The sequence below is a fragment of the Anaerococcoides asporogena genome (assembly GCF_029590275.1).
Lineage (GTDB): Bacteria > Bacillota > Clostridia > Clostridiales > Clostridiaceae > JG1575.
In genome coordinates this window covers 3,262,263-3,287,474 of sequence record NZ_CP120965.1, presented here as the reverse complement: position 1 = coordinate 3,287,474, position 25,212 = coordinate 3,262,263, and the positions used below count along the sequence as shown (strand labels likewise).

Below are 25,212 nucleotides of genomic sequence, written 5' to 3'. Positions count from 1 at the left end.
CATTTCCAGGGATTGACCGGTCCTGCTGACCGGGCGCTGAATGCGGAATGGCTGCCAAGTGATCGTGAAGCGGGATCCATTCGTTCGGATGGATCTAGGATTCATGACTGATTCAAGACTGACTCATCTTGGATTCAGGATTCTTGATTTCAGGATTCATCCTTAATCAAAAGAATGTTCTTTGCGCACGCCTATTCATCGGCCAGCCGCTGCAGGAGTTCCTTATCCAGGAGCTGGATCTGGTCGCGGCGGACAATGATGCATTCCAGTTCTTCCAGACGCTTGAGCTCGCGCTGCAGGGACGGGCGCTGGACTCCCAGCAGGTCAGCCCACTCCTTCTTGGTGAAGGGCAGGGTGATCAGCGCAGTGTCCTGGGCGTCTGCTTCTTTCAGCAGGAACCGGGCAATGTTCTGCTTCAGGGTCTGAACCGTGACTTCATTCAGCCGCTTGGTCAGCAGAAAGGCTTTGCCGGAAGAAATCCGGAGCAGGGACTCCAGAAAATGGACATTGACCTGACAAAGCTTGATGACAAGCTCCCTGGGCAGGGACAGAAGCTTCACATTGGTAATGGCGGTGGTGGAAAGCGGGTAAAATGTATGATCCGAAAACATGACATTGGAGCCCATGATTTCTCCGACGGCCGCTTCCCCGACATTGAAGTAGCGCCCCGAGGAATCAATCTTCTGGATCATGACTGTTCCCGATAGGATGACGAAGATGGAGCGGCACTCTTCCCCCTCATTGAAGATGGTCGAGCCGGGGGGGAATTCTGCTATGCTATAATTGTATAGATTCAGCCAGCTGCGCAGGGCATCCCTGGTAAAGGTCTGGAACAGCGGCAGAGAGATGATTACGTCCAAGTAGTCGGTGATCAATTTGTAAGTCCTCCTGTCTGGTTATTCCTATCATAGCAGAACCGATTCATTTTGTTGTAAGAATAATGTAAGAACCTTTTCGGGGCGGAATGAGCGGAGACCGCATGGCGATTGGGATGGAATTTGCATTGGCATAACTGGAAAAACAAAATTAACAGGTGTGAAGAAAACTTTAAAACTGACAGAAATGGCCATATATCAGCAACGGACCTGATATTATGAACAATAAATGAACAAAGTGGTCGAATTGTTTACAATTAGTTCATCACTGTAAAGGAGACAACTTATGAAAATTTTTGATACACACGCCCATTATGACGATGAAGCCTATGAGGAAGATCGTCCGGTGGTACTCTCGGAAATTCACCGCCAGGGCGTGACCCATGTGCTTAACTGCGCCTCTTCCTGGGCATCGGTGGAGCGGACTTTACATCTGGCGCAGGAGTATCCGTTTGTCTATGCGGCCCTGGGCATTCATCCCTCAGACGGGCGCGACTACACGGATGAAGTGGAGCAAAGACTCCGGGAGCTGCTTCGGCATGATCGGGTGGTGGCAGTCGGGGAAATCGGACTGGACTATTACTGGGAAGACAATCCTTCCCGGGAGTGGCAAAAGGAGATCCTGGTTCGTCAGTTCGAACTGGCTCGGGAAGCCGCAAAGCCAGTCATACTGCATGTTCGCGATGCCTATGGGGACATCATGGATCTTCTGGAACAGCACCGGGACCTGAAGTTTGTGCTGCACAGCTTTTCCGGTTCGCCCGAGATCGCAGAGCTTGCTGTCCGCCAGGGCATCTTCCTGGGAATCGGCGGGGTGGCCACCTTCAAGAATGCCAAAAAGCTTCCGGAAGTCATCCGCGAAACGCCCCTGGAGTACCTGCTGACCGAAACGGACGCGCCGTACCTGACCCCGGTCCCATACCGCGGCAAGCGTAACCGCAGCGACTATATCCCCTATGTCATCGAGGCCATTGCCGCAATCAAAGGGCTGGCCGTAGATGAGACGGCCCGAATCCTGCATGACAATGCTCTGCGGTTTTTCGGAATGACAACCTGAACAAATAAAGAAAGTTGTAAAGAAGCCTCAATTTTTCGTTAACAATTCGTTCATAAATAGAGCCGGAAATCAGGAGAAACCTAGTCGTACCAATGGTTTTTCCTGTTTTTTTGACGGATCAAGGCGTGTTCCCTATAATGAATTCTTGTAGCCGTCGAAAAACGGCACGCAAAAATAGAGACAGAAACAGAAAAAACTGTTCACTATGGAGGTAAATCCCCTTGATACATATCCTAAAGATCACCACCAGCCTGGCGCTGTCCGCCGGCTTGATGATCACCTCAACTCAGGTTCCCTACAATCAGGTGAATCGGGTTCAGGTCGATGTCAATGGAACATCCCGTACTTATTTCACTTCAAAGGATCAGGTCGGAGAACTGCTGGAAGAAATCGGCGTAAAAGTAGGACCGCAGGACGAACTGAATGTCGCCCTGACGGATCAGCTGCACCAGACCGACCATATTATGATAGAAAAAGCGAGAAACGTCAGCGTCATGGCCGACGGTCTTCTGTATGAGAGAGTCACACAGGCAGACAACGTGGCAGCCCTGCTGAAGGAAATGAACCTCAGCCGAGGCGAGCATGACCGCCTCAGTTCTGAACTCACTGCCCCGGTCACCGAGGGCATGAAACTCATCCTGTCGCGAGTTCGAATCATGGAACAGACCAAAGTCATTCCGGTGGCCTACGGCCAGACCAGAGTACAGACCGCGGATCTTCCCAAAGGCGAAGAAAAGGTTGAGCGTTCCGGCCAGATGGGACAACGGATTTCTACCCGCCGCATGGTATATGTGGATGGCCAGCTGACAGGCGAAGAAATTCTCTCAGATTATGTGGAAAGCCTGCCCGTTGCCGAGACCATCCTGGTGGGAACCAAGGAACCGGTGGTGGTCAAAAAAACCGTCGCAGTGGAAAAGAAGCCGGTCGTCAAAGTCAGGAAAGCGCCGGAAGTTAAAAAACCGGTGGCGAAAAAGGTCAGCACTACCGATACCGATTCTGATTCCGACAAGAACTGGAAGACCTTCACGCTGTCCTTCTACACCAATCTGCCTTCCGAGAATGGCGGATATACCATTACAGCGACCGGTGAAAGCCTGCGCTACGGCATGGTAGCTTCCAACTACTACTCGCTGGGAAAGAAAATCTATCTCTCCGGCTGGGGCACCTTTACCGTCAAGGATCGCGGCGGCAGCAACTTCTACAGCTCCACCCGCCTGGATGTGTTCATCCCCAGAAGAAGCGGAGAATCAAACAGCACCTACCTGGCCAGAGTAAACAACATGGGCTTGAAGGAAGTCAAAGGCTACGTCAAATAGGAAAGATCAGCTATCCGGGCACGGCTCACCGCCGCTGCCCGGTTATTTTTCGTCTGACCCGGTCAGGAGGGAGAGGCTGCCTGTCAGAATTGCAATTGTCTGACCGGAGGAGAGACGACTGCGATTTTTTGTGTGGGCAGGGAAAAATCCGCTATAATAAATAGGAGACTTTGGGAAAGGAAGCAGGATATGATCAAAGAAATCATTGTGGTGGAAGGCCGGGACGATGTGACTGCCGTAAAACAGGCCGTTGAGGCAGAGGTGATCGCGGTCCACGGGTTTGGCATCACGGGCGAAACGATCCGGCGGATTCAGAAAGCCGGCAGGGAGCGGGGCGTCATTGTACTGACGGATCCCGATCATGCGGGAGAAACGATCCGGCGGCGCATCGAAGCCCTTTGTCCCGGAGTCCGGCATGCCTATATCATGCGCGAAGAAGGCACCAGAAAAGGCGATATCGGTGTGGAAAACGCCAATCCGGAGAGCATCCGGCGGGCGCTGGCTACTGCCCATGCCTCGACCTGCGAAGCGCGCGAGGAGTTCACGACCCGGGATCTGATGGCCCATGGCCTGATGGGGCGGGCCGATTCAAAGAAGCGGCGCGAAGCGCTGGGCAAAAAGCTGGGCGTCGGCTATGGCAGTGCCTCAACTCTTTTGTCCCGACTGAACAATTACGGCATCAGCCGGGAAGAATTCGAACGGGTCGCCGGCACCTTGTCCGGAGATCAATAAACAGGAGTATCTATGGAACGATTAAATACAAAAGAACTGGTCAAAAAATATGGCTTTCGATTTACCAAATCGCTGGGCCAGAATTTTTTGGTGGATCCCACCGTGGTACGCGATATCATCGAGGGATCCAACATAACGAAGGCCGATCATGTCATCGAGATCGGACCGGGTGTCGGCACGCTGACCCGGGCACTGCTCGAGGCAGCCGGTCAGGTAACTGCCGTCGAAATTGATTCGGCTCTGATCCCGATTCTGAAGGAAGAACTGAAAAACTATGACAACTTCCGGCTGATTGAAGGCGATGTCCTCAAGACGGATCTGAAGGCGCTGACGCAGGGAGCTCCGGTGAAAGTCGTGGCCAATCTGCCGTACTACGTGACGACTCCCATCCTGCTGCGCCTGCTGGAAGAGGATTTCCCCTGGCAGAGCATTACCATTATGATTCAGAAGGAAGTGGCCATGCGTCTGAACGCCGGGCCGGGGACCAAGGACTATGGCTCGCTGTCGGTGCTGATATCCTATTATGCCGATACGGAACTGATCCGCCTGGTCACGCCGGTCTCCTTCATTCCTCAGCCTAAGGTGGATTCGCTGGTCATCCGGCTGGATCGCCGCAGCCAGAGGCGGGTTGCCCCCAAGGATGAGCAGCTGTTCTTCCAGCTGGTGCGCCAGAGCTTTGCCATGCGGCGCAAGACCCTGCACAACACCCTGAAACCTATGGGCATTGATCCGGTCATCATGGCCGACTCTTTTGCCGCAGCCGGCATCGATCCGGGACGGCGGGGCGAGACCCTGACGATTGAAGAATTCGCCCGGCTCAGCGATGAGATAAAGGAGCGGTTGGGTCATGAAGAAAATCAATAGAAGCCTTTTGCTGGCACTGGCCTTTATCCTGACCCTGTCAGGCTGCACCTCGCTGCTGAAGCTGACCTACCAGAATGAGGACTTCAAGTGGGTGACTCCCGAAAATCTGGCCAAGATCGTGGTCCAGAGCACCCGCGACATCGGCTTTCGCTTTGTGGTCACCGACGCGGATACGATCCGGGAGCTCCATGAGTCGCTGGCGGCCGCCATGCCGATGGAAGAGACCAACACCATGGAACCGGACTACATTTTTGAATTTACGACCTATGACAATGAAGTGCGCAAGTTCTACTACACCTCCGGCGTCGGAACCCAGGAAGACGGCGGGAACTTCTATAATGACGACAAGGTCTACCTGGTACTCAACCGCATTGATGCCAGTCTGATCAAGAACCTGTTTGCCCTGCGCAAGCCGCAGGACTTCTTCCAGGGCTATTACGGCTCGATCCTGGAAGCGGCGCGCAAGGTCCGCGAAGACTTTCCGGACCGGTCGCTGGGCATCATGATCAATGAAGACAAGGAAATGCTCAAGTTCCAGATGTCCTACGAAATCCTGGATTTCAACCTGGAACTTAACGGTCTTGGCATCCACCCGGTCTATTCCGACCGGGAAACGGACGTAGTGATGAACATCCGGACCAGGGGCTATAAAACCAACCTCTACAAAGCCCTGGTGGAAGTCCGGGACAACATCAACAAGAAGACCATCCGCTACTATATCCTCGCCAGCTACGCCAACGAGGCCTGGACGACCCAGGTGTCGGATGAGTTGCCGGAAGGATTCTAAGCTGTACCCAAGAGCTGCCCTCGCGCCGGAACCCGGCGCTGGTGTAAGCCGTAAGCCAGCTCAATCATAGAACCAATGGGGCGCAGCCCCCGTCAGTTCCATCATCTGACCCTGAGGGCACAGCCCCCATTATTTCAATTTTGACCCAGGGGGCACAGCCCCCTCAATTTCAATCATCAAGGAGAACATCGATATGCCGACTACTTGCAATACCTGTGCCATGAAGCCGAACTGCCTCAAGGACAAGCCCTGTGAACTGCTTAAGCCGAAATTCGGAAAAATTAAGCACGTCGTAGGCGTGATCTCGGGGAAAGGAGGCGTTGGAAAATCCAGCGTCACCGGACTTTTGGCCGTTGCCCTGACGAAGCTGGGCAAATCCGTCGGTGTCCTGGATGCCGACATTACGGGACCTTCCATTCCGCGATTCTTTGGTGTCGAGCAGGGACGCTCGGGTTACATCCCGACCGAGGACCCGGAGGTAATGATGATGACGCCCATGGTGTCGCGCCTGGGCATCCGGCTCCAGTCCATGAACTTCCTGATCGAGGAGGAACAGCCGGTGATGTGGCGCGGACCCATCCTGTCCAACGCGCTGGTGCAGCTGTTTCAGGAGACCGAATGGGGCGAGCTGGACTACCTGCTCATTGACATGCCCCCCGGCACCGGAGATGTCGCCATTTCCATCATGACTCAGTTCCCGGTAGATTACTTTGTGGTCGTCTCCACGCCGCAGAACATGGTGACCATGATCGTCAACAAGATTGTCAACATGATCAAAACCCGGGAGATTCCGATCAAGGGAGTCATCCAGAACATGGCTTACTTCAAGTGCGACGAATGCTCAAAGAAGCACTATATCTTCAGTCAGAACCCCTCATCCCAGGTCGCGGAGGATATGGGCCTGGAGCTGCTGTGCGAACTGCCGCTGGATCCCGCCTTCACCAGATACCTGGAGGAGGGTCAGGCCGAGCAGTATGCTCACGGCAATCCGGAATATGATGTGCTGATGGAAGCCTTCCGCTCCGATGAGGAAGAGATCATGGCTCGCAACAAGGCCAATAAGAAGAAATCAATTCCGCTGTTCTAACAGCAGGCGCTCAGCGAAGAAGTGCCAGAGTCTCGGGAATCCGTAGTTCGGCATGACCCTGTGCCGGTACGTCCGGGAGGAGCCGCCGCCTCTGCAAAACCTTCGCTTCATGTTTCATGAAGAGATAGAGAAAGTTCAGACATCCCATGATTCAGGCCCGGAACGGGCGGTCGGCACCAATGAGTCGATGAACCGTTCCGGGCCTGAATGTTATTTAACGAATTTTTCCGTGTAAATATTTACAATGTGGCAATATGGCGGATTTATGCAAAATCAACAGCGAATCCGACTATTTGTGAAAACATATTCAATAATTAGACTGGCTTTTTTTGAATCCGAAGATTTAAATGCAGGTCATTTGCCATTGTGATATGATGAAATCGGGCATTGTTAAATCAAGGTTAAGTTTGGTGAATCAATGTTAACATTCAGTAATTTTTCTGTATGATAGAAAAGGGAAAAATTTCGTGGAGGAATACTACATTGGACATTAATATGATTATCTGGCTGCTCGGTGGTTTGGGGCTGTTCCTGTATGGCATGAAAATGATGGGCGACGGTCTGGAAAGCGCCGCCGGCAATAAATTGAAATTCATCCTGGAGAAAGTTACCAGCAATCCGATCAGCGCGGTCGCCGTCGGTGCTGCTGTTACGGCGATTATACAATCCAGCTCGGCTACTACCGTCATGGTGGTTGGCTTCGTCAACTCCGGCATCCTGAATCTGGTTCAGGCCACCGGCATCATCATGGGCGCGAACATCGGTACGACAGTCACGGCCTTCCTGGTTACCTTTGATGTTGATGCGATGGTACCCATTCTGCTGTTTGTCGGAACGGTCCTGGTGCTGTTCTCCCGGGCCAAGAAACGACGGGACCTGGCCATGATCCTTCTCGGTTTCGGAATCCTGCTGCTGGGCATGGAAACCATGAGCGGAGCCATGGCGCCCCTGAAAGATTCTCAGGCGTTCCGGACTCTCATCGTAGAAATTGGACATCGCTGGTACCTGGGAATTCTGATCGGTCTTGGCATTACGCTGCTGGTTCAGTCCAGCTCAGCCTCCACCGGAATACTGATTGCCCTGACCAAAACCGGGAGCATATCCATTGAGGTCGCATTCCCGATCATTCTGGGCGCGAACATCGGAACCTGCATTACAGCGCTGCTGTCCTCCATCACGGCCAATAAGACGGCCAAGCGGGCCGCTGTCATCCATCTGCTCTTCAACGTGATTGGAACGGTCGTGTTCCTGCCGCTGGGACCGCTTCTGATTCAGGCGGTGAAGATCATCTCGCCGGGCAGTGTGACACTGGAGATCTCCTTCATTCATCTGATTTTCAATACGCTTAATACCCTTCTGCTGCTGCCCTTTGCCAATGTCCTGATCCGTCTGTCCGCCGCCATCGTTGGACCGGAGGAGGAAAAACCGTCCGAGATCCTGGACCGCCGCCTGCTGCAGACGCCAAGTATTGCGGAAGGCCAGGTCATCAAGGAAACGGTGAAAATGGCCGAACTGGCCAAGAAGAACTTCCAGATGGCCATCGATGCCTTTGTCAGCAATGATCTGGCCAAAATGGATGAGATCTATCAGAATGAGCAGCGCATCAATACGCTGACCGAAATCATCACGGAGTTTATGGTCAAGCTCTCGGGCAGCGATCTGGACATCAATGAATTTGCCCGGATCGGCGATACCTATCATGTGATCAATGACATTGAGCGCATTGGCGACCATGCGGAAAATATCATTGAACTGGCCGAAGAGAAGCATCGGAAAAATGTCGCGATCTCCGAAACGGCCAAGGTCGAACTGGCCAATATCTACAACTACACCATCCTGGCGCTTGATACCGCCATTGAAAGCTACCGCACCAATGATCCGAAGAAAGCGCTGTCCATTGTCCAGGTGGAAAAACGCATCGATGATCTCCAGAAAGAATACCGCGACACCCACATCCGCCGGCTCAACGCCGGACAGTGCACTCCGCTGGCCAGTATCCTGTTCCTGGATCTGCTGTCCAACATGGAACGCGTCGGGGATCACTCCAAGAACATTGCCGATACCATTGCTCATATTCAGGATGAGGTGGTTTCAGCCTAAGCGAAGAGATCCATTATAAAAAAACGTAAAACGCGAAAAAGCGATCCGACCAAATGGTCGGATCGCTTTTTCATGTAAGTTGGCTGAGCTTGCCGGATAACCGGCTAGCCCCCCAGATAGGCTTTTTTCACTTCTTCGTTGTGGCGCAGTTCCTGGGACGGACCTTCCAGGTCAATCCGGCCGTTTTTCAGGATGTAGCTGCGATGGGAGAAGCTCAGCGCCAGGCTGGCATTCTGCTCCACCAGGAGGATCGTGGTGCCAGACTGGTTGATGTCGTGGAGGATCTGGAAGATTTCTTCCACAATCAGGGGAGCCAGCCCCATGGAGGGTTCATCCAGCAGCAGCAGCTTGGGCCGGGAGAGCAGGCCGCGGGCAATCGCCAGCATCTGCTGCTCGCCGCCGGACAGGGTGCCTGCCATCTGCTGGCGGCGTTCCCTCAGCCGGGGGAAGAGTTCGAAGCAGTGCTCAAAATCCTGTTCCACCGCGGTTTTGTCCGTGCGGGTGATGGCACCTAGTTCCATGTTCTCAAAGACACTCATGCGGGGGAATACCCGCCGTCCCTCCGGGACATGGGAGATGCCGGCCCGCACGATGTCACTGGCTGCCATCCGGGAGAGATCTTTGTCCAGGAACTCCAGGGTTCCGCCGCTTTTCTTTTCCAGGCCGGAGATGGTCCGCAGCGTGGTGGTCTTGCCGGATCCGTTGGCTCCGATCAGGGAGACGATTTCGCCTTCCCCGACGGTCAGGGTAATGCCCTTGAGGGCCTGGATCGCCCCGTAATGAACGGACAGATCAGTTAGCTTTAGCAATGTAATCACCTCCCAGATAAGCCTGAATGACTTTTTCATCCTGCTGGACCTGCTCCGGCGTGCCCTGCGCAATGAGGTGGCCGTAGTCGAACACGTAGAGGCGGTCGCACAGATTCATGACCAGGGACATGTCGTGCTCAATCAGGATGATGGTCAGCTGGAAGCGGTCCTTGATCCACTGGATCAGCCGGGTCAGCTCATGCGTCTCGCGGGGGTTCATGCCTGCCGCAGGTTCATCCAGGAGCAGAACCTTCGGATTCGAGGCCAGAGCCCGGGCGATTTCAACTTTGCGCTGGTCGCCGTAGGACAGATTGCGGGCTTTTTCATCACGCAGATCATACAGGTTAAAGATGGTCAGGAGTTCAGCCACTTTCTCGCGGGCCTCGTCCTCACCTTGAAAATACGGCGGCAGCCGCAGCAGGGAGGGGATCAGGCCGTAGTGGATGCCGCAGTGGCAGCCGAGCAGCACATTGTCGCTGACGGTCATGTCCTTGAACAGCCGGATGTTCTGGAAGGTCCGGGCCACGCCGTAGGCGGCCATTTTTTGCGGCTTGAGCTGGCGGGAACCGACGGTTTCCGCCAGGTGATAAGTGATTTCGCCGGATGAGGGAGCGTAAATGCCGGTCAGCAGGTTGAAGAAAGTGGTCTTGCCGGCCCCGTTGGGTCCGATGATGCCGGTGATCTGGTGCTGGGCGATGGTCAGGTCGATTCCCTGAACGGCCTTGACGCCGCCGAAAAATTTCGTAAGGTTCTTAACATGCAGTATATCCATGGAATCAGGCCTCCTTCTTAATCAGTGTGCGGAACCGTCCCAGGAGCCGCTGCGGCTTGTACACCATCATGATGAACAGGATGACCGCGTAGAGCACCATGCGCAGTTCGGGGATTCCCTGCAGTGACAGGGAGATCAGGGTGAGGGCTATGGCGCTGACGATGGAGCCGCGGATGCTGCCCAGTCCTCCCATGACCACAAACACCAGGATATCGATGGAACGCATGAAGCCGAAGGAGGAGGGTTTGATGAAATAGAAATAGTTGGCGTACAGCGCGCCGGCGACGCCGGCAAACAGGGCTCCCAGGGAAAAGACCAGAACTTTGTAGAAGCTGGTATTGACCCCCATGGAAGACGAGGCGATCTCATCCTCGCGGATGGAAATGACGGCACGGCCGTGGCGGGAATGAATGAAATTGGAGATGACGACAACCGTCAGCACCGTTAAGGCAAACAGCCAGGTCCAAGTGGTGTAGCGAGGAATGTCGTTGAGCCCCATGGCGCCTCCGGCATATTCCCAGTTCAGGCCGATGATCCGGACGATTTCGCCAAAGCCAAGGGTGGCAATGGCCAGATAATCGCCTTTCAGCCGAAGCGTCGGGGCGCCGATGAGAACACCGGCCAACGCCGCCATGACCGCCGCACCCAGAACTCCGACAATGAACGGAAGATCCAGGCGGGCGGTAAGGATGCCGGAGGTATATGCGCCGATGGCCATGAACGACGCGTGACCCAGGGAGAACTGTCCGGTATAACCCGTAATCAGGTTCAGGCTGACAGCCAGGATGATATTGATCCCGATCGTCACCAGATTCAGGAAAAGATAAGAGTCGATGATTCCGACCTGCATCAGGAGAAACACGGCGAGATAGATCGCCAGCACTCCGCCGGTCCGGATCAGGTTTGTTCGATTGATAAGCTGTTTCATGGAATCACCTATACCTTTTCACTGTGCTGGAAGCCCAGCAGGCCGTTGGGTTTAATGAGCAGCACCAGAATCAGGATCAGGAAGGCGACGGCATCCTTGAACAGGGAGAAGCCGGAAGCGCTGACCGTGGTCTCGACCAGGCCCAGGAAGAATCCGCCGAAGACGGCCCCGGGGATCACGCCGATGCCGCCGATGACGGCGGATACAAAGGCTTTGAGTCCGGGTGTCGCGCCCATGAGCGGATTCAGGGTGCTGTAATAAACGCCGATGAGAACGCCGGCTGCTCCCGCCAGAGCCGAACCGATGAAGAACGTGATGGAGATCGTCTGGCTGACATTGATGCCCATCAGTTCCGCGGCATCCTTGTCCTGAGCCAGAGCCCGCATGGACTTGCCGACCCTGGTCCGGTTCGTGATGTAGGTTAACAGCAGCATGAGCAGCAGCGTGATTCCAATGATATAGAGACTCTTGATGTCGATGACCGCTCCGCTGCCCAGAACATTGAGCTGGGCAGCGGGGAGGACATCCTGGTAGGTCCGGCTTTCGGGACCGACAAAGTACATCATGCCGTACTGCAGGAACAGGGAGACCGCGATGGCGGTGATCAGGGCTGATATCCGGGAGCCGCCGCGCAGCGGCTTATAGGCCACGCGTTCAATCAGAACGCCCAGGGTGCCGCATACGAGCATGGAGATCAAAAGAGCCGGCAGAAAGGGCAGGGAAAAGATTCCGGTCAGGGCAAACCCGATGTAGGCACCCACCATCAGAACTTCCCCGTGAGCGAAGTTGATCAGGTTGATGATCCCATAGACCATGGTGTAGCCCAGCGCGATCAGGGCATAGATGCTGCCCAGGGAAATCCCGTTGACCAGCTGCTGTATCAATTGTTCCATTTTGGTTTACCTCCGTCTTCGTCATGCGGGACTGTGTTTCTGTTATAAGCCGCATCGGTCATGTGTTTATTCTGTCAGGGCTGCGGCCGATTTAAGGCTGCTGTTTCAGGAAATAGGTGGGAACGCCGTTCTCTACTTTCAGGATGGTAACGGCTTTGATCGGGTTGTGGAAAGCATCCATGGTCAGATTGCCGGTGATGCCCTTGAAATCCTTGGTGGCAGCCAGAGCATCCTTAAGCTTGACGGGATCGGCTGCGCCGGCCCGCTTGATGGCGTCTGCGACCATGTAGGCCATGTCATAACCCAGCGCGTTGAAGGCATCGGGGTCCTTGCCGTTCTTTTTGTTGAAGGCTTCCTTGAACTTGACAACTTCCGGGGTGGTATCGCTGGAGGTGTAGTGGTTGGAGTAGTAGACGTTCTCCAGCGCCTGAGCTCCGGCGATTTCGAGCAGTTTGGGGGAATCGAATCCATCCGCGCCCAGGACCGGTACGTTCAGTCCCAGTTCTCTGGCCTGCTTGATGATCAGTCCGACTTCTTCATAGTAGCCCGGTACGAACAGGACTTCCGGATTTGCCGCCTTGATGGAGGTCAAAAGGGTTTTGAAATCGGAATCCTTGGCCTGGTAAGCCTGCTCGCCGACAATGGATCCGCCCAGCTTGGTGAAGGTCTCGGTGAAGCTTTTGGTCAGACCCTTGGAGTAATCCGAGGTATTGTCGCGCAGGATGGCGGCTTTGGTGAATTTCAGTTCATTGAACGCGAAGTTGGCCATGGTGACGCCCTGGAAGGAATCGCTGAAGCAGGTCTTGAAGACATATTCGCGAACCTTGCCGTTGGAATCCAGGGTTACGTCAGCAGCGGTTGCGGAAGCTGAGATCAGAGGAACTTTATTTTCCTGAGCAGCCGGCAGGGCAGCTTTGACGTTGCCGGAAGTGGCAGGGCCCAGGATGGCGACGACTTTGTCGCGGGTGGCAAGGCGGGCTGAGACATTGGCTGCTTCATCGGTCTGGGACTTGTTGTCCGCTTTGACCAGTTCGATTTGCTTGCCCAGCACGCCGCCGGCAGCGTTGATTTCAGCCACGGCCATTTCAATGCCCTGAACCAGGCCGGCGCCATAGGTTGAGACATCACCGGACAGTTCGTAGTTGAGTCCGAGCTTTACCGTGGAGCTTGCGGCGGTTCCGCTTGAGCAGGCGGCCAGGGTCATGGTGGAAAGGACTACGGCAACAAGAGTTTTCAGACTTTTTTTCATTGGTTGTTCCTCCGATTCATTTTTTTGACTTGGGTATAAAAAAACCTCTATCCGGAATTGCCGGCATAGAGGTGCTTTTAACACGGTACCACTCTAAGGCTGCAGCTGCGTCACCGCAACTGCCTTTACGGGTTCAGGCAAACCCAGCCCGGTAACGGGGGCGGACGGTTCGGCTTACTGAAAGGTTCAGCCGAACGGCTCGGAAAGGATCGATCAGCACGAACCACCTCCGGTTTTCAGCTTCTCCGGATCTCTGGGGATGGTTCTGTTGTGCAGTCGTTTTTCGTCAAGGCACTGTATGATATGCATTCACTTGATGTGATGAATGGATATTAACACTGTATTAACTGAACTGTCAATCAGAAATTAGATGTGTATTTCAAAAGAAGTCTTGATATCAAACAAATAATGAACTGCTGAAGTACCGATAATTTTAGCAAGTGACTGATGATACGTTTACAAAAAGAACACATTTATTGAATGATTAAAAAAAGGCGAAGAACCACTCTCGAATCATAAAAATCACTGGATTTAATAAAATATGTTCATTATGAGAGCCGCCAAAGCGAAAAATCGTTATTTCGATGAAAGATTTCCGCTTGCATAAACATACAACTTATTAAGTCATATCGGAATTGTATGATCCGGCTCGCAGGAAAGGACGATATTTGAAGATCCTCTACCTGCGAGCTGAAGTAACCCTGATGAAACGTGCCACGCCCTCGGAGAATCAGGGACCGATACAGCACCCGGTGGGTGCACTTAGACGTTCCGGGCAGAAGAAAGTAGTTGGACGTTCCGGCCAAAAGAAAGAAGTCAGGAGTCCCGGAAAGTGGGATGGGGGTCAGGAGTCCCGGGAAGTGCGATGGGGGTCAGGAGTCGCGATCCGCGCAAGAAAAGAAACTTTGTAATAACAAGCAGACGATCCGGGGGATCGTCTGCTTCATGGTATTTACTTGGATCTTCGGTGAATAACAAGTGGATCTTGTCTAGATCCTGCACGGAGCAATTCAATGAATCAGGACCTGACGGAAACTGGAATTACCGGTTCTCCGGTTCCAGACCCAGGGCATGGGCGTCATCCACGCCATAGATTTCCTTTGCGACGGAGCGGAAGACTTCCAGGGCGTCATGGATTTTATCGAAGAGCAGTTCTTTTTTTCGGTCGTATTCTTCCCAGCCCTGGGGGGTCAGCGTATAGATTTTCTGCAGCCGGCCCTCTTCGGATACGACGCCTTCAACGTAACCCTGCTTTTCCATCTTCTTGAGCAGGGGATAGATGCCTCCCGTGGAGGGAGCCCAGTGGCCCTTGGTATGGGCTGCGATCTGGTTGGCAATATCGTTTCCGTTGGCGGGGCCAAGGGTCAGGATGTAGAACACGTAGATGGGCAGAATGCCCTTGGTAAAGACCTGTCCTACGGCTTCCTTTTCGGCTTTGACTTTTTTCAGGAGATTGAGCTTTCGTTTGTATTCCTCATGGAGTTCCTTCTCCATTTCCTTGATTGACTTGTCCATCAGAGTTCCTCGATGATCAACCCGATGAGTCCTTTTCCGGTATGAACACTGAGGGAAGGGGTGAGCTGATCGGAATAGGATTCTTTGATCCCTGCAAGCTTCCGGACCTGGGCTAAGACTTCTTCGCCCTCTGCCGGGACGCCGCCATGCATGACATAGACATTGGCCCCGTTTTCCTTCAGGTGCTGGCTCTCCAGAATTCCCAGCATCTTCTGAAGTGCCTGCTTCTTGCCGCGGGCCTTATCCACCGTATGGTAGATGCCCTCTTCATTGACATGAATGACCGGCCGGATGTTGAGCAGCTGACCGATGGTTCCGGATACTTTTCCGATCCGGCCGCCCTTGATCAGATACTCCAGGGTATCCAGAACAAAATAGACTTCAATTTTTTCGCGTTTTGCCCGAACCTGCCGCACGATCTCGTCAAAGGAGGCTCCGTCCCGGATCATCTGTTCCGCCATGCGGATCATGATGCCTTCACCCATGGAGAGGGTCTTGGTGTCAATGCTTTCAATCACCAGACGATCCTTGAAATCTTCCTGGAACTGCTGAAAGGCATTGAAGGTTCCGGAGAGTCCGGAGGAGATGAAAATGCCGATGATGTGGGTAAAGCCGTTGTCAATAAAATAGTTCAGAGCGGTATCCATATCGGAGCCTTCGGGAAGGCTGGTTTTTGGAACTTCGGTGTCCATGCGCCGGTAAGTTTCTTCGGCGGAGATGGTGACTCCGTCCTTGTATTCTCCGTCTGAGAAGGCGATCTTCAGAGGAAGGATCCGGACGAGGGCCGGGTCGTACTGATGAGGCCTTAAGTCGCAGGCGCTGTCCGTAATAATACCAATCTTTTCCATAATCATACTCCGTTACGTTTATTTTCTTTTGTCAGCCGTTGGCCGGTTGTTAGCAGTAGTGCGAATAGACACTAGGACCATGTAATTGCTTATAATCCAATATTAGCGAAGGTTCGTGTCATAGTAAAGAAAATTTTACGCAAACAGAGTGTAACCGAGCGTATTCGCGGTTTTTACTCAGTCGGACTCGCCCAAGTGATCTTTCCTCTCTTTCCAAGGTGTGTCAGTCGATCTTCGAATGCTCGAATCGGTTCTGTCACGATTCACCTGCAATCTACAGCATAGTTTCGGTAACTGTATGCTGGCAAATCCAGGCGCCTTTAGTATACTGAGAGAGTAAGTCAAAATATTTGCAGGCTGTTTCGCGGACGGCGGGCCGAACCCCGGTTGAGGGAAGTTCGGAGCATCCTGCCGGGATCAGGCACCAGTCTGCAAAACACAGTGAGGTGTTGTATGAAGTTTTCAATTGGCCGGATCGGAGAAGCCCGGATTCTTCCGGTCCTGAAGGACACCGTGCCCCAGGGCATGGAAGAGCTGTTTGCTTATCTCAAGGAAAGAGAGCTGTTCAGCGGAGCCAAGGGAGAGATTTTCTTCGACCTGGGGCTTCACGGCAGCAACACGCTGCTGGTTGGACTGGGTGAAGCAGACAAGCTGGATGCCCAGGCATACCGTCAGTCCTTCTACAAGGCAGGCACGGAAGCTGCCAAAGCCAGACTGACCCAGGTGACGGTTGATCTGCCGAAATTTCCCCAGATCTGCTATCGCACGGCGGTAAAAGCAGCGGCCGAGGGACTCTATCATTCCGCTTATCGGTTTGACAAGTATCTGAGCCAGGAAAAGAAGAAGCCGGTTCTCGAAGAGGTTGCGTTCCAGATCGTGGCCGGAACCGAAGACAAGGTAACATCCGCCCTGGCGGAGATTTCCAACATTCTGGACGGCATTGATCTGACCCGGAGTCTGGTGAATGAACCGGCGGAAGCGATCTATCCCGAAACTCTGGCCAAGGCGGCTCAGGAAGCTCTGACCCCGCTGGGCGTTGAAGTTGAGGTCAAGGGACTGGAAGAGATCAAAGCACTGGGCATGACTGCATTCCTGGCGGTGGCCAGAGGCTCAGCCCGGGAACCAAAACTTATCATCATGCGCTACCGCGGAGCCTCCGAGGATCAGGAGACCATCGGACTGGTCGGCAAGGGACTGACCTATGATTCCGGCGGATATGCTCTGAAGCCGGCTGCCAGCATGGCCGCCATGCATACCGACATGGGCGGAGCCGGAGCCGTCATCGGCGCCATGAGCGCCATTGCCGCCAGCAAGCTGAACCGGAACGTGACCGCCGTTGTAGCGGCCTGCGAGAATATGATCTCCGGCGAAGCCTACAAGAACGGAGACATTATCCGGTCCATGTCCGGCAAATCCATTGAGATTGGCAACACCGATGCCGAGGGACGGGTAACATTGGCAGACGCCATTTACTACACGGCAACCAAAGAGAATGTATCCAGCATCATCGATGTGGCCACTCTGACCGGCGCCGTGATCGTCGCCCTGGGGTCCCATTACACCGGAGCGGTCACCAACGATCAGGCGATGATGGACGAATTCAAGCTGGCATCTGACCTGGGCGGCGAAAAGGTCTGGCAGCTGCCGGCCGATGACGACTATCGCGACATGGTTAAGGGCAAGCGGGCGGACCTGCTCAACTCCGTCAAGGGCGGAGCCGGTTCCATCACCGCGGGTCTGTTCCTGGAGAACTTCACCGAAGGCAAGAAATGGATCCATCTGGACATCGCCGGAACTTCAGCCTACGACGCGCCCCACGGCTACCGTCCGGCGGGTGCAACCGGCATTCCGGTTCAGTCCCTCTACTATTTCTGCAAGGGCGATAACGATCAGACCAGGTGCTGCTAGCTTCGGTCATTTCCTGAAACCTCTCCCTGAAACCTTTCCCTGCCCACTGCCAAAGGTGACGAAACAGAACAAGGCTTGAGAAAGCAGGGAGCATTCAGTCCTCTAAAAAATGATGCCGTTGAGCAATCACCACAAGACAGAAGACCGGTCAGTGTATTACCGCTGACCGGTCTTCTGCTGCGCCTGGGCAGCGGCAACGATTTGGCTTGATTGGACGGATGCCCTGGTTGTACTGCCCGGGCATATTCCGTGGACACACTGTTCTGATCGATGGTTGCACATTTACCCGGCCCAGCCGTTTCGAAGGACGATGTCGGATGATTTGCCCGGATAAACGGTTCGGATATGAGTTTCAGACGCATCCGTTCGATTTACTGATCGGCACGTCCGGTGCCGGACTGCTGCCGGGCTTTTTCCCTGCGTCGGGCGTGAACCTGGGCACGATAGTGATCAGTGACCACACGGATGGTGTTTGAGAGGGCCCGGAACACTTCGTCCGGATCCTCAAACTCTTCGTAGAGACTGATATCCATGACGCCGCGAAGCATGAAGGTCAGAATGATGTTCATTTCCGGGGTGAACTCCAGATGATTGTTCTCCGCCAGGATTTTTTCGCGCAGGCTGATCACCAGCTTGTTCTGGAACGAGTTGGTCCGGTCATTGTCATAAAGGATCACCATGAGCTTCTGATTGCGAATCAGAGCAACGGTGAACCGTTCGAAAAATTCATCGACCCGGCGGAAGAAGGAATCGGCCTGGCCAATTTCACTGAGAATATCATCAATGACTTCATTCTCCAGCTGGGAGATGAAATCCTCCAGATCCCGGTAATGCAGATAGAAGGTCGCCTTGTTGATCATGGCAGTTTCTGCCAGTTCCTTGATGGTCATCCGTTCGACTTTCTTTTTTTCAGCCAGGCTGATAAATGCTTCCCGGATATTCTTTTGCGTTCGCTTTACTCTCAGATCCATACTGCCTCCCATACACCACTATTTATCAACGAATTTCTATAATCGTCTGTTAAAATACCTTTCGAACAAATTGGTCATAGATAAACCGGTGGACAAATCCTATAATATGTATTATATCGCAAATTCGACATCAGTTGTTTTTAGCAGCAAGAGGAGAAAGGCATGTTTAAGATCATCACGGATTCCGGATCCGATTTCCGAGAGACCAGGGCGAAAGAACTTGGGATTGAGATCGCCCACCTAAAAATCACCTTTGCCGATGAAGTGATCATCCAGCACGAAGAGGAGGATGTCACCCGGTTCTTTGACAAGCTGGCCAAAGCGGAGCAATTGCCGGTGACCAGCCAGCCTTCCCCCCAGGACTTTTTGGATCTCTATCAGAAATACCCGGGGGAGCCGATCCTCGTTCTGGCCCTGTCCGGCGGACTCTCCGGCACCGTCAATTCCGCCGAACTGGCGAAGAAAATGCTGGAAGATCCGGAGCGGGTCACCATCATCGATACCCGTCAGGGAACCCTCAGCCAGAATGTCATCGTGGCGGAAGCCGTACGTCTGCGTGATGCCGGACTGACGCTGGAAGAAGCCGTCCGGGAGATCAATCGGCTACTGGATCGAACAACCATTGTGGGTCTGATTGATACGCTGAAATACCTCAAGAAGGGCGGGCGCATCCCCAAGAGTTTGGCAGCCATTGGCTCGGTGCTCAACATTAAGCCGCTGGTGGAACTCAAGGACGGAGTCCTGGTGACCGCCGGCAAAGCCCGCGGTCATAAGGCAGGGATTAAAATGCTGTTTGAACAGGTGGCAGCCTATGGGATCGATCCCGGTTACAAGGCGTTCCTGGGCTATACCGGAGACCGCAAAGATATTGAGGAAGTCGTCTTGAAATTTAAGCTGACGTATCCCGATGTCCCCTATGAGGTTTCCCGCATCGGCGGAATCATCGGAACCCACATCGGCGCAGGCAGTGTCGGCATCGGTTTTGTCAAGCAGAGACCCTGATGCGGCCGGTGAAAGAGCCTGATAGTTTCATTTCAGCCCATGAATCTTATGGAGTCCGGGGGTTGGATCGGCTCAGGGCCGTTCCGGCTCAGCGGTTCCTGCGAAAGGGGGCTGATCCTCTCAGGGAGCGTTGCTGCCGGGACTACCCCGGCAGAAATCCAAGCAGTCAGCCATCACATTGAAGGTGCTGTTGCAAAATTGCACCCAATAAAAAAGATCTATCGGAGATCCCAAGTGGATTTTCGATAGACCTTTTTCGTTTGTGAAAAAGCTTTGAACTGGCTCGTAGAGCCAGTTCAAGTGAGTTATAATTAAGTTACAATGCAAAATCTAACTCACTTTAATTTTAATCAAAAAGTCCCTGCATTTCAACTGAGAATGAACTTTAACGTGGAGACCTACATTCCTGAAGATAACAAGGTCCGCCTGGTGTGCAATGTTGTTGAAAAGATGAATCTGGAACCCATCTTAAGCACCTGCTCCCGTCGTGGCAGAAAGCCGGTTGTTGACCCTGTGACCATGTTAAAGATCCTGTTGTTTTGCTACAGCGAAGGAATTTTCACCGCCCGCAGCATTGAAGACTTTTGTATTTATGACGTTCGAGCGCATTATCTTCTCGAAGGTCATAAGGCACCGGATCATTCCACTATCAATCGATTCCGCAATTCGTTGGAAGATCACACCACAGAGCTTCTTACCCAGTTCGTTGAGATGCTAATCGAAGAAGGCCACATCGACCTTGAAAGCATCTTTATCGATGGCACAAAAATTGAGTCGATGGCAGGCCGGTACACGTTTGTCTGGCGTAAAAGTATCGAAAAGAATCAACAAAAGCTGGCGGAGCGAATGATCAAGGAACTTAGTTTACCCGAAAAAAGCAATCTCCAAGAGATCATACAGACGGTGCAGAGGGAATTCGACCACATCCGAAACACCTGCAAAAAAGAGCATATTGTCTTTGTTTATGGCATCGGCAAACGAAAAACGCAGCTTCAGCGCGATTACGAACACTACAAAGAAGTATTGGAAAGGTTTCATGCCTATCGTGAGCATCTGCGCATCCTGGGCGTTCGAAACAGCTATTCCAAAACAGATCATGATGCCACCTTCATGCGGATGAAAGAAGACCACATGCTGAACGGCCAACTCAAGCCTGCCTATAACATCCAGTTCGCCTCTAGCGGAGCATTCGTCATCGGCGTGATGGGCAGTCAAAAAAGCAATGACCTCCATACCATGATCCCCTTCTTCAATCAGATGATGCCACGGCTAGGAGCTTATCTGGATAAGGCCGTCCTGGATGCCGGTTATGAGAGTGTCGAAAACTATGCCTACATCGATGAGCATGGATTGAGAGCCTACATCAAGCCAGCAAATTATGAAAAATCAAAAACCAAAAAGGTTCGTGAAGATATCGGTCGCAAAGAAAACATGGAATATCTGGAGGGCGAAGACGCTTATCTGTGCAAAAATGGCAAGAAGTTGATTCGAATGAAAGACTCCGTGCGAAGGTATGATTCCGGTTATGAAGACACCATCCGAAATTACCGTTGTTCTGAATGCAGTGGTTGTCCGTTGAGTAAGCAATGCATCAAGAGCCGAAAAGAGACTGAACCGACCAGTAAATCCATCAAATTCTCCCCAGCCTTTGAGGCGTTCCGACGGCAGTCGCATGAAAATATCACGAGTGAAGATGGCGTCATTCAGAGGATGAACCGATCGATTCAAGCAGAAGGACAGTTCTCTAAGCTAAAAGATGGACTTCGCTATGAACGGTTCCGACACTGTAGCCTGAAAAAAATAGTTTCGGACATCACCCTGATGGCTATGGGGATTAACCTTAACAAGCTCCACAGCAAAATTTTAAAGCAGCAAAAGAGTGTAATCCTTTATAAAAAGACAGCATAAGTCAGGCGAGACCTAATTTTCTCGAAGGCTTGTTAAGTGCGCATAAAAATAGCACACTTAACAAGCTTTCTTAGAATTAAGCAAAAAGTTCATACGATTGTTAGTTCTGAATAACGAAAAAGGAGTTGTTGCTCATCTAGTTACCTAGTTTTGCAACAGCTCCATTGCCGGTTTGGATCCGATTGATTAGAATTCGCAGTTTCCGACGGTGCGGGGGAAGGGAATGACATCCCGGATGTTGGACATGCCGGTGACATACATGATGAGGCGCTCAAAGCCCAGGCCGTAGCCGGCGTGCTTGGCGCAGCCGTATTTGCGCAGGTCCATGTACCACCAGTAATCCTCCGGATTCAGACCCAGTTCCTTGATCCGGTCCATCAGGACATCGTAACGCTCTTCGCGCTGGGATCCGCCGATAATCTCACCGACACCGGGCACCAGGCAGTCCATGGCGGCCACGGTTTTGCCGTCTTCGTTCTGACGCATGTAGAAGGCTTTGATCTGTTTCGGGTAATTGGTGACAAAGATCGGACCCTTGAAGATCTCTTCCGTCAGATAGCGTTCATGCTCCGTCTGCAGATCCATGCCCCATTCCACCGGGAACTCGAATTCCTTGCCGCTCTTGAGCAGCAGTTCCACGGCTTCGGTATAGGTAACTTCCCGGAATGTGGAGTTAACCAGCGCAGTCAGCCGTTCCAGGAGCCCCTGATCGACGAACTGGTTGAAGAAGGCCATTTCTTCGGGGGCGTGCTCCAGCAGGTAGCTGATGATGTACTTGAGCATGTCTTCCGCCAGCTGCATGTTGTCTTTCAGGTCGGCGAAGGCAATCTCCGGCTCGATCATCCAGAATTCAGCCGCATGCCGGCTGGTGTTGGAGTTTTCCGCCCGGAAGGTGGGACCGAAGGTATAGATGTTGCGGAAGGCCAGGGCATAAGCTTCGCCCTGGAGCTGACCGGATACGGTCAGATTGGTTTCCTTGCCGAAAAAGTCCTGGGCGGCATCCAGGGAACCGTCTTCCCGTTGCGGCAGGTTGGCCAGGTCCAGCGTGGTGACCCGGAACATTTCTCCGGCACCTTCGGCATCGGATCCCGAGATGATCGGGGTGTGGACATAGACAAAGCCCCGCTCGTTGAAGAACTGGTGAATGGCAAAAGCAGCCAGGGAACGAACCCGGAACAGGGCGCTGAAGGTATTGCCGCGGGGCCGCAGGTGCGCGATGGAGCGCAGATACTCAAAGCTGTGGCGTTTCTTCTGCAGAGGGTAATCGGAGTTGGACGGACCTTCGAGGGTAATGCTTTCGGCTTTCAGCTCGAAGGGCTGCTTGGAATCCGGCGTCAGCACCAGCTGTCCCCGAACCGAAATGGCGGTGGCAATGGGGAAGCGGGATACTTCCTCGAAGTTATTCAGTCCTTCCTCGAATACAATCTGAAGATTCTTGAAAAACGTGCCGTCGTTGAGTTCGATGAACCCGAAATTCTTGGATACGCGCATGGTCCGGATCCAGCCGGACACTTCGATGACCTGGCCGCCAAATTCTTGCGGGCCGCGATACAGTTCTTTGACACTGATCATTAGTTTTACCTCCTGTTTGGGATTCTTCCCGAAATATCTGATTAAAATCATTAGCAGATGGACGGTCGGGACCAAATAAAAAAGCCCCGTCCGCTAAAGGGACGAAGCATTTGATCGTGGTACCACCCAATTGAAATGACAAAAAAGTCATTCCTCTCTGACTCGTAACGTGATGAACGTCCAGACCTACTGTTGGTTCGGAATGGCTGCTCCCGGTCGTTCTTTCGGTGATCCTTGCTGCCGGCATTCCACCATCGCCGGCTCTCTGGAGGCAGGACTTCACGTACTCGTTCCGTTCTTCGCATTTGCTATCTGGTTTCCTACCTATGATACACGAGGGAAAAGGTGAAATCAAGATGTCGGAGAACGATCCTGCCGCCTCAGGGAAATTTCTTTGTAAATAGAAAATGGATGGAAATTAATTGTAAAGACAGCCTGGAATTCTGTGCTGGAATTTCTGAGGTGTTGGGATCCACCGGTAAACCCGCCGGAATCGAAGGCGAGCCTTCCGTTCCGGCGGGTGTCAGGGTGAGTTCCGGAACGACCGGATTGATCTTGGTTAATACTTATAATGCTACAGGACTAACAGCACGGCCAGCACCAGAAAAACCACCAGATGAACGAGGGCCGAGAGGGAGAAGCCTTCCGTTCGAATTCTTTGATGGGTGGTCAAAGCCGCCATGCCGCCCAGAGACAGCACAATCAGAACCCGCTTCACCAGAAGGTCCAGCAGGCCCAATCGGGATCCGGCCACTGCTGCCAGAGTTATGGTGATCAGCATGATTTTCAGAAGATTTTCTTTTGTTGAATTGGTTTTTCTCACATCATCCATCTTCAATGCCCCCTTGTATTGCCGCCCGGGTCGCTATCATAGGATTTGGTCAGGCTCAACTTCGTACAGATCATGCCAGGGATCCATCAGCATCCGGCAAGCAGGCGTTTTTTTTTACCATACCACAGATCCAGAGGATTTTCATGAAAAAATGAAAAAAATCAGTTTATTCTCAGAATGATCATAGCGCAGATCGTTCTGGCCCTGTTTCACTCAGAGGCGCAACCAACGGTTTTTCAGACAGCCAGGGCAGACCAATGACAGGAAGGGGGATTTCCTGACGAATCGACGGCCTGGCAACGGGTGGATTCATGTGGAAATAATCTGCAGTTCATGTATTTTTAATTGATGATAGCTATAATTACTTTTGAACAGCAATCATCGCTGCTTAGATATAAAGTATCGATAATAAGGGGTGGAATAAAGTGATTGATCGGATCTTCTATAAGACCAGAGCCAAGATTAATTTAAAGGGGAAATGGCTCATCTCTGCCCTGGTGGCCGTCGTTCTCATGATCAGCACGGGCCAGGATGTCATTAATTTTCGGACAAACAACCGCAACTTTCAGGCTGATCCGGATATAGGCGACCGGATGATGAACCAGGCCGGGCAAATCATTCCCTATGGCGGAGCGGCTAACTTCCTGAGAGAAAACATTCTCCCGGCGGTCGGTATCATTCTCCCCCTATTCCTCATCGTGATGGCCCTTGGACTGGCATTCAACGCCTTTGTGCTGGCTCCGCTGTCCCTGGGTGCGATTCAGTATTTCAGAGCCAATGACCTGGGCCAGGAACCAGGTGACATCAAGGAACTGCTGTGGGCATTCCGCTCACCCCATTACCTGAACATCGTAAAAACCATGTTTACCATGACGCTGCGCATAATCCTGTGGTCGCTTCTCCTGATCATTCCGGGCATCATCAAGACCTACGAATACAGCATGATCCCGTACCTGCTTTGCCGCAATCCCGAGATTCCCACGGAAGAGGCCTTTGCCCAGAGCCGGCTCCTCACCAGCGGTAAGAAAGCCAGTCTGTTTGTTCTGGGGCTGTCCTTCATCGGCTGGTACATCCTGGGCTCGATCCCCTTCGGACTGGGCACGCCCTTCGTCAAGGCCTACGAATCCCAGACCACTGCCGGCATCTTCAATGACTGGATCAGGGATACCACACCGCAGTATTAGGAA

General features: G+C 52.8%; 22 protein-coding genes and 1 other annotated feature. Of the genes, 11 read left to right on the top strand and 11 right to left on the bottom strand.

Going from position 1 to position 25,212, the window contains the following annotated elements; all coding sequences use genetic code 11:
• Nucleotides 1-191: 191 nt before the first annotated feature.
• Nucleotides 192-875, bottom strand: a complete 684-nt coding sequence (locus P6M73_RS15030; protein ID WP_277853832.1) for a Crp/Fnr family transcriptional regulator — start codon at nt 873-875, stop codon at nt 192-194.
• A 286-nt stretch (nt 876-1,161) separates the two neighbouring features.
• Here P6M73_RS15030 and P6M73_RS15025 point away from each other — a divergent pair, with 286 nt between their 5' ends.
• From P6M73_RS15025 to P6M73_RS14995, 7 genes are all read left to right on the top strand, one after another.
• Nucleotides 1,162-1,932, top strand: a complete 771-nt coding sequence (locus P6M73_RS15025; protein WP_277853831.1) for a TatD family hydrolase — start codon at nt 1,162-1,164, stop codon at nt 1,930-1,932.
• A 221-nt stretch (nt 1,933-2,153) separates the two neighbouring features.
• Nucleotides 2,154-3,248: a resuscitation-promoting factor gene (locus P6M73_RS15020; RefSeq protein ID WP_277853830.1), complete on the top strand. Its 1,095-nt coding sequence runs from the start codon at nt 2,154-2,156 to the stop codon at nt 3,246-3,248.
• Between the two features lie 189 nt (nt 3,249-3,437).
• Nucleotides 3,438-3,980 carry a ribonuclease M5 gene (rnmV, locus tag P6M73_RS15015; protein WP_277853829.1) on the top strand — a complete coding sequence of 181 codons (543 nt, stop codon included), beginning with the start codon at nt 3,438-3,440 and terminating at the stop codon, nt 3,978-3,980.
• Nucleotides 3,981-3,992: 12 nt separating this feature from the next.
• Complete coding sequence (gene rsmA / locus P6M73_RS15010) at nt 3,993-4,844, top strand: 16S rRNA (adenine(1518)-N(6)/adenine(1519)-N(6))-dimethyltransferase RsmA (RefSeq protein ID WP_277853828.1); 852 nt, start codon at nt 3,993-3,995, stop codon at nt 4,842-4,844.
• Nucleotides 4,828-5,631 carry a YhfM domain-containing protein gene (locus P6M73_RS15005; protein ID WP_277853827.1) on the top strand — a complete coding sequence of 268 codons (804 nt, stop codon included), beginning with the start codon at nt 4,828-4,830 and terminating at the stop codon, nt 5,629-5,631. The genes rsmA and P6M73_RS15005 overlap by 17 nt, the downstream gene beginning before the upstream one ends.
• A 193-nt stretch (nt 5,632-5,824) precedes the next feature.
• Nucleotides 5,825-6,718 (top strand): Mrp/NBP35 family ATP-binding protein, encoded by an 894-nt coding sequence (locus P6M73_RS15000; RefSeq protein WP_277853826.1) that lies wholly within the window; start codon nt 5,825-5,827, stop codon nt 6,716-6,718.
• A 495-nt stretch (nt 6,719-7,213) separates the two neighbouring features.
• Complete coding sequence (locus P6M73_RS14995; protein WP_277855793.1) at nt 7,214-8,818, top strand: Na/Pi cotransporter family protein; 1,605 nt, start codon at nt 7,214-7,216, stop codon at nt 8,816-8,818.
• A 104-nt stretch (nt 8,819-8,922) separates the two neighbouring features.
• Here P6M73_RS14995 and P6M73_RS14990 read toward each other — a convergent pair whose 3' ends face one another.
• From P6M73_RS14990 to P6M73_RS14960, 7 genes are all read right to left on the bottom strand, one after another.
• Entirely contained in the window at nt 8,923-9,627 is a 705-nt protein-coding gene (locus P6M73_RS14990) for an ABC transporter ATP-binding protein (RefSeq protein ID WP_277853825.1), read from the bottom strand.
• Nucleotides 9,611-10,399, bottom strand: a complete 789-nt coding sequence (locus tag P6M73_RS14985) for an ABC transporter ATP-binding protein (protein ID WP_277853824.1) — start codon at nt 10,397-10,399, stop codon at nt 9,611-9,613. Before P6M73_RS14985 ends, P6M73_RS14990 begins: the two co-directional genes overlap by 17 nt.
• 4 nt (nt 10,400-10,403) lie before the next feature.
• Entirely contained in the window at nt 10,404-11,327 is a 924-nt protein-coding gene (locus P6M73_RS14980; protein WP_277853823.1) for a branched-chain amino acid ABC transporter permease, read from the bottom strand.
• A gap of 8 nt (nt 11,328-11,335) precedes the next feature.
• Nucleotides 11,336-12,220, bottom strand: coding sequence for a branched-chain amino acid ABC transporter permease (locus tag P6M73_RS14975; protein ID WP_277853822.1), 885 nt, complete (start codon nt 12,218-12,220; stop codon nt 11,336-11,338).
• A gap of 91 nt (nt 12,221-12,311) precedes the next feature.
• Nucleotides 12,312-13,469, bottom strand: coding sequence for an ABC transporter substrate-binding protein (locus tag P6M73_RS14970; RefSeq protein ID WP_277853821.1), 1,158 nt, complete (start codon nt 13,467-13,469; stop codon nt 12,312-12,314).
• Between the two features lie 1,041 nt (nt 13,470-14,510).
• A complete protein-coding gene (locus P6M73_RS14965) occupies nt 14,511-14,984 on the bottom strand; it encodes a PadR family transcriptional regulator (protein ID WP_277853820.1) in 474 nt (157 codons plus the stop codon).
• Nucleotides 14,984-15,832, bottom strand: coding sequence for a DegV family protein (locus P6M73_RS14960; protein ID WP_277853819.1), 849 nt, complete (start codon nt 15,830-15,832; stop codon nt 14,984-14,986). Before P6M73_RS14960 ends, P6M73_RS14965 begins: the two co-directional genes overlap by 1 nt.
• A 453-nt stretch (nt 15,833-16,285) precedes the next feature.
• On the opposite strand from P6M73_RS14960, the gene P6M73_RS14955 reads away from it, so the two are divergent.
• The gene (locus P6M73_RS14955) at nt 16,286-17,740 is read left to right on the top strand and encodes a leucyl aminopeptidase (protein WP_277853818.1); all 1,455 of its coding nucleotides are present in this window, start codon (nt 16,286-16,288) and stop codon (nt 17,738-17,740) included.
• A 371-nt stretch (nt 17,741-18,111) separates the two neighbouring features.
• Here the strand turns inward: P6M73_RS14955 and P6M73_RS14950 are convergent, their stop codons facing one another.
• The gene (locus P6M73_RS14950; RefSeq protein WP_277853817.1) at nt 18,112-18,711 is read right to left on the bottom strand and encodes a TetR/AcrR family transcriptional regulator; all 600 of its coding nucleotides are present in this window, start codon (nt 18,709-18,711) and stop codon (nt 18,112-18,114) included.
• A gap of 162 nt (nt 18,712-18,873) precedes the next feature.
• On the opposite strand from P6M73_RS14950, the gene P6M73_RS14945 reads away from it, so the two are divergent.
• Together P6M73_RS14945 and P6M73_RS14940 are read left to right on the top strand one after the other, a co-directional pair.
• On the top strand, nt 18,874-19,713 hold the full coding sequence (locus P6M73_RS14945; protein WP_277853816.1) for a DegV family protein: 840 nt from the start codon (nt 18,874-18,876) through the stop codon (nt 19,711-19,713).
• A 378-nt stretch (nt 19,714-20,091) separates the two neighbouring features.
• On the top strand, nt 20,092-21,621 hold the full coding sequence (locus P6M73_RS14940) for an IS1182 family transposase (protein ID WP_277853815.1): 1,530 nt from the start codon (nt 20,092-20,094) through the stop codon (nt 21,619-21,621).
• Between the two features lie 186 nt (nt 21,622-21,807).
• Here P6M73_RS14940 and asnS read toward each other — a convergent pair whose 3' ends face one another.
• Nucleotides 21,808-23,193: an asparagine--tRNA ligase gene (gene asnS, locus P6M73_RS14935; RefSeq protein WP_277853814.1), complete on the bottom strand. Its 1,386-nt coding sequence runs from the start codon at nt 23,191-23,193 to the stop codon at nt 21,808-21,810.
• Between the two features lie 94 nt (nt 23,194-23,287).
• Nucleotides 23,288-23,502 (bottom strand) — a binding site (T-box leader).
• A gap of 265 nt (nt 23,503-23,767) precedes the next feature.
• Nucleotides 23,768-24,025, bottom strand: coding sequence for a hypothetical protein (locus P6M73_RS14930; protein WP_277853813.1), 258 nt, complete (start codon nt 24,023-24,025; stop codon nt 23,768-23,770).
• A 425-nt stretch (nt 24,026-24,450) separates the two neighbouring features.
• On the opposite strand from P6M73_RS14930, the gene P6M73_RS14925 reads away from it, so the two are divergent.
• A complete protein-coding gene (locus tag P6M73_RS14925) occupies nt 24,451-25,209 on the top strand; it encodes a DUF975 family protein (RefSeq protein WP_277853812.1) in 759 nt (252 codons plus the stop codon).
• Nucleotides 25,210-25,212: the final 3 nt, after the last annotated feature.

Excerpts from the sequence above, each read along its gene's own strand:
- P6M73_RS14950 (WP_277853817.1), bottom strand. The coding sequence starts at position 18,711 with ATGGATCTGAGAGTAAAGCGAACGCAAAAGAATATCCGGGAAGCATTT.
- P6M73_RS15000 (WP_277853826.1), top strand. The coding sequence starts at position 5,825 with ATGCCGACTACTTGCAATACCTGTGCCATGAAGCCGAACTGCCTCAAG.
- P6M73_RS14965 (WP_277853820.1), bottom strand. The coding sequence starts at position 14,984 with ATGGACAAGTCAATCAAGGAAATGGAGAAGGAACTCCATGAGGAATAC.
- P6M73_RS14975 (WP_277853822.1), bottom strand. The coding sequence starts at position 12,220 with ATGGAACAATTGATACAGCAGCTGGTCAACGGGATTTCCCTGGGCAGC.
- P6M73_RS14985 (WP_277853824.1), bottom strand. The coding sequence starts at position 10,399 with ATGGATATACTGCATGTTAAGAACCTTACGAAATTTTTCGGCGGCGTC.
- P6M73_RS14940 (WP_277853815.1), top strand. The coding sequence starts at position 20,092 with ATGAACTTTAACGTGGAGACCTACATTCCTGAAGATAACAAGGTCCGC.
- asnS (WP_277853814.1), bottom strand. The coding sequence starts at position 23,193 with ATGATCAGTGTCAAAGAACTGTATCGCGGCCCGCAAGAATTTGGCGGC.
- rsmA (WP_277853828.1), top strand. The coding sequence starts at position 3,993 with ATGGAACGATTAAATACAAAAGAACTGGTCAAAAAATATGGCTTTCGA.
- P6M73_RS14970 (WP_277853821.1), bottom strand. The coding sequence starts at position 13,469 with ATGAAAAAAAGTCTGAAAACTCTTGTTGCCGTAGTCCTTTCCACCATG.
- P6M73_RS15005 (WP_277853827.1), top strand. The coding sequence starts at position 4,828 with ATGAAGAAAATCAATAGAAGCCTTTTGCTGGCACTGGCCTTTATCCTG.
- rnmV (WP_277853829.1), top strand. The coding sequence starts at position 3,438 with ATGATCAAAGAAATCATTGTGGTGGAAGGCCGGGACGATGTGACTGCC.
- P6M73_RS14960 (WP_277853819.1), bottom strand. The coding sequence starts at position 15,832 with ATGGAAAAGATTGGTATTATTACGGACAGCGCCTGCGACTTAAGGCCT.
- P6M73_RS14995 (WP_277855793.1), top strand. The coding sequence starts at position 7,214 with ATGATTATCTGGCTGCTCGGTGGTTTGGGGCTGTTCCTGTATGGCATG.
- P6M73_RS14955 (WP_277853818.1), top strand. The coding sequence starts at position 16,286 with ATGAAGTTTTCAATTGGCCGGATCGGAGAAGCCCGGATTCTTCCGGTC.
- P6M73_RS14945 (WP_277853816.1), top strand. The coding sequence starts at position 18,874 with ATGTTTAAGATCATCACGGATTCCGGATCCGATTTCCGAGAGACCAGG.
- P6M73_RS14930 (WP_277853813.1), bottom strand. The coding sequence starts at position 24,025 with ATGGATGATGTGAGAAAAACCAATTCAACAAAAGAAAATCTTCTGAAA.
- P6M73_RS15025 (WP_277853831.1), top strand. The coding sequence starts at position 1,162 with ATGAAAATTTTTGATACACACGCCCATTATGACGATGAAGCCTATGAG.
- P6M73_RS14980 (WP_277853823.1), bottom strand. The coding sequence starts at position 11,327 with ATGAAACAGCTTATCAATCGAACAAACCTGATCCGGACCGGCGGAGTG.